Raw genomic sequence first — 3,577 nt, 5'->3', positions numbered from 1 at the left:
CATGCTGGATGCTGAACCCGATATTCGCGGCATGAACCTGGTGGGTTATGACGCGATGGCTCTGGGTAATCACGAATTCGATAAACCGCTTAGCGTGCTGCAAAAGCAGCAGAAGTGGGCCAAGTTTCCTTTCCTTTCGGCCAACATCTATCAAAAAGGCACCGACACGCGCTTATTCAAGCCGTGGGCGACCTTTAACCGCATGGGGCTGAAGATTGCGGTGATCGGCCTGACCACTACCGACACGCTGCGTATTTCCAATCCAGAAAACATTGCGACGATAGATATTCGCGATCCGGTGAAAGAGACCGAAAAAGCGGTGACGGAACTACGCGCCAGCGAAAAGCCTGATGTCATCATCGCGCTGACACACATGGGCCACTACGACGACGGTCAGCACGGCAGCAATGCGCCGGGTGATGTGGAGCTGGCGCGCAGTCTGCCGCCGGGCACCATCAACGTGATCATTGGCGGCCATTCGCAGGATGCGGTGTGCATGGAGAAAGAGAACGTTAGCGTAAAAGATTATCAGCCGGGCCAGCCTTGCCAGCCGGATCGACAAAACGGCGTGTGGATCATGCAGGCGAAAGAGTGGGGCAAATTTGTTGGACGCGGCGACTTCACCTTCCGCAATGGCGAGCTGACGCTGGAGAATTACCAACTAATCCCGGTCAACCTCAAGCACAAAGTGAAGAATCTTGATGGCAGCGAATCCTGGCTCACCTGGCAGGAACAGATCCCGCCGAACAGCGCGATGATGAAGCTGTTAACGCCTTTCCAGCTGCGTGCCGGCAAGAAGCTGGATGTCAAAGTCGGCAGCAGCGACGGCGTGTTTGTCGGCGAGCGCGACAAAGTACGCTTCGAGCAGACCAATCTTGGGCAGCTGATTTTGCGTGCGCAGATGGCGGCGACCAAAGCGGACTTTGCGGTGATGAGCGGCGGCGGCATCCGCACTTCGCTGGCGCAGGGCAATCTCAGCTGGCGCGATTTGCTGCAAGTACAGCCGTTCGGCAATCAGGTGGTTTCCGTTACGCTGAGCGGCAATGAGCTGCTGAGTTATCTGGCGACGGTGGCCAATATCAAAGTGGATTCCGGCGGCTTCGCCCAGTTCAGCAACATCAGTCTGGTGGCGGATGGCAAAGGCGTCAGCGACGTGAAGATTAACGGCGAACCGCTGCAAAAGGATAAAACCTACCGCATGGCGACCAACAGCTTTAACGCCAGCGGCGGCGACGGCTATCCGAATATTGAAACCCATGCTGGATTCAGCAACCGCGGCCAGCGCGATGCGGATGTGCTGCGTGACTATGTCAGCCAGCATTCGCCATTGAAGGTAAGTGATTATCAACCGAGCGGGATTGTGCATCTGACGGCGGCGCAAATTGAAGAGCGCAACAAAGCGCAGGAGAAGCAGCGCAAGCCAAGCTATCCGCAGATGATTCTGGCGTGGATCTGGCCGCGCGCCGCACAGCAACATTGAACTCTGCACACGTAGGGTCGCCATTCATGGCGACCTCTTTTCAAATACGCATCACGCCTGACAGGATTTCTGCGTCACCCAACGGTGGCGCAACTTATCCCATATCCAGTTGTAAACCATGGTGTAGGGCAGGAAGAACAGGAAGAACGCCACTTCCAGCACAAAGGCTTCCAGCAGCGAAATATTCAGCATCCAGGCAGCAATCGGCAAGCCAATCAGGATAAACCCGCCTTCAAAGCCCAGCGCATGCATCGCGCGCAAACCGAATCCGCGTTTGACCTGCGGCGGCCAGATGCGATCAAAACCGCTGTTATAGATCATGTTCCACAGCATGGCGACGGTCGACAGCATGATCGCCAGCGCGCCCATCTGAAACAGCGGTTTCTCCATGATCCAGGCAGCCAGCGGCGCAACAGTGATAAGTGCCAACCCTTCAAAGCCTGCGGCATGACAAAAACGTTCTTTCAGCGAACGGGTACGCATATAAACCTCCTTATTGGTGACAGCACGCATTTTCACACTGTGTGATGCTAAGATAAAATGATCACCTATCGATAAAAGCGATGGTTCACCATGAAGTATTCCCCGGAATCCCTTGAGGCGTTTGTACAAACTGTGGCCAGCGGCTCCTTTTCGGCGGCGGCGCGCGCGTTGGGCAAAAGCCAGTCCACCATCAGTAGCGCAATCGCGAATCTGGAAGATGATCTCGGTTTCACGCTGTTTGATCGCAGCGGCCGTCAGCCGGTGCTCACTGAGCAAGGTCAACGCGCGCTGGCGCAGGTGCAGCAAATTTTGGCGGCAAGCCAGCGGCTGGACGAGCTGGCAGTGCGCTTGTCACAGGGTGTTGAGCCGCGTCTCAGCATGGCGATTTCCGATTTTTGGCAGGCCGATCACCATGAAAATCTGCTAAACCGGTTTGAGGCTCGTTATCCAGATATCGAATTCGAGTGCATGATCGCCGAGGATGCTGATGCGTTAGATCTGATACAAGCCGGGCGCGTGCATCTTGGTGTGGTGCGCGCGCAGCCACAACTGCCGCCGGATTTGGCGGTGGCGCGCTTACAGGTTGGCGCGCAGATGGCGATCTATCTGCATCAGGATCACGCTTTTTCCCAGTTGGATCAGGTCAGTGATGGGCAGTTGGGTGAGCTACGGCATCTGCGGCTTAATACCTGGGTACAAAACCGCGATCCGCTGCCAGCGGGGCGCGTGTGGGCCGCTCCGTCTTACTTACTTTTACTTGAGATGGCGGAGCAGGGTTTTGGCTGGAGTATATTGCCGCGCTGGCTGGTGGAGCAGTTTGGGCATCAGGTGCTGAAGGAGTTGCCGGTGCCGGGCTGGCCACAACGTATTGCGGTGGATGTGGTGTGGTCGCGACGTAATCCGCCGGGACCGGCCGGGCGCTGGATGATTGATCAGCTTTGCGCCCAGCAGCCCGATTAATCGCGCCGTGCGATATCGGCCAGCGGCGCGTCCAACAGGCGAGACAAATCTTGTGCGGCCAACTCCAGATCCAAGCCGCGTTTGCCACCGGAGATAAAAATGGTGGCAAATTCGGCCGCTTGCTGATCGATCACCGTTGGCAGGCGTTTTTTTTGACCTAACGGGCTGATGCCGCCCACCAGATAACCGGTCACGCGCTGTGCCAGCTGTGGATCGGCCATATCCGCTTTTTTCGCGCCCAGCGCTTTGGCGACCTTTTTTAGATCCAGCTGGGTTGAGACTGGCGTCACCGCAACCGCCAGCGCTTTGGCATCGCCGTTGAGCGATACCAGCAAGGTTTTGAACACCTGACGCGCATCGAGATTTAGCTTACGCACCGCTTCGTCGCCAAAGTTGGTTTCGTGGCTATCGTGATCGTACGGATGCAGGGTAAAGGTGACTTTTTGTTTTTCCAGAAGTTTTACCGCGGGCGTCATGATCGGTCCTTGTTAGGAAAATTCTTATTTCAGTTTTGATGGAAAAACAGTGGCGAAATTCTGAACTTTGCGCGAGAATTGGCCCGCGCCAGCAAGAGATTGTTGGTGATAACCAAAATCATAAACAAATTCCTCTTTGACGGGCCAATATCATTATTGGCCTTCTTTTTTTGTGTTT

The 3,577-nt window shown here is 55.5% G+C and carries 4 protein-coding genes; 2 read left to right on the top strand and 2 right to left on the bottom strand.

The genetic code is table 11. The features are described 5' to 3' along the window. Positions 1–1,480 (top strand): bifunctional UDP-sugar hydrolase/5'-nucleotidase UshA (ushA, locus tag RTY00_RS21955; RefSeq protein ID WP_312666226.1); only part of this gene is annotated, 1,480 nt, incomplete at its 5' end. 51 nt (positions 1,481–1,531) lie between these two features. On the opposite strand, the gene RTY00_RS21950 is transcribed toward ushA, so the two are convergent. Beyond that, entirely contained in the window at positions 1,532–1,963 is a 432-nt protein-coding gene (locus RTY00_RS21950; RefSeq protein ID WP_312666225.1) for a multidrug/biocide efflux PACE transporter, read from the bottom strand. Positions 1,964–2,053: 90 nt separating this feature from the next. Here RTY00_RS21950 and RTY00_RS21945 point away from each other — a divergent pair, with 90 nt between their 5' ends. Further along, positions 2,054–2,923: a LysR family transcriptional regulator gene (locus RTY00_RS21945; RefSeq protein ID WP_312666224.1), complete on the top strand. Its 870-nt coding sequence runs from the start codon at positions 2,054–2,056 to the stop codon at positions 2,921–2,923. Here RTY00_RS21945 and ybaK read toward each other — a convergent pair. Continuing rightward, complete coding sequence (gene ybaK / locus RTY00_RS21940; protein ID WP_008103849.1) at positions 2,920–3,399, bottom strand: Cys-tRNA(Pro)/Cys-tRNA(Cys) deacylase YbaK; 480 nt, start codon at positions 3,397–3,399, stop codon at positions 2,920–2,922. The two genes, RTY00_RS21945 and ybaK, sit on opposite strands and share 4 nt — an antisense overlap. Positions 3,400–3,577: the final 178 nt, after the last annotated feature.

It is taken from the genome of Pantoea sp. CTOTU49201, from assembly GCF_032054795.1.
In the GTDB taxonomy this organism is placed as follows: Bacteria; Pseudomonadota; Gammaproteobacteria; order Enterobacterales; family Enterobacteriaceae; genus Pantoea; species Pantoea symbiotica.
Note: the sequence above shows the minus strand (reverse complement) of the source record. Positions and strands in the feature narration are given on the sequence as shown.

Coding starts and splice junctions, on each gene's coding strand:
- RTY00_RS21950 (WP_312666225.1), bottom strand. CDS start 1,963: ATGCGTACCCGTTCGCTGAAAGAACGTTTTTGTCATGCCGCAGGCTTT.
- RTY00_RS21945 (WP_312666224.1), top strand. CDS start 2,054: ATGAAGTATTCCCCGGAATCCCTTGAGGCGTTTGTACAAACTGTGGCC.
- ybaK (WP_008103849.1), bottom strand. CDS start 3,399: ATGACGCCCGCGGTAAAACTTCTGGAAAAACAAAAAGTCACCTTTACC.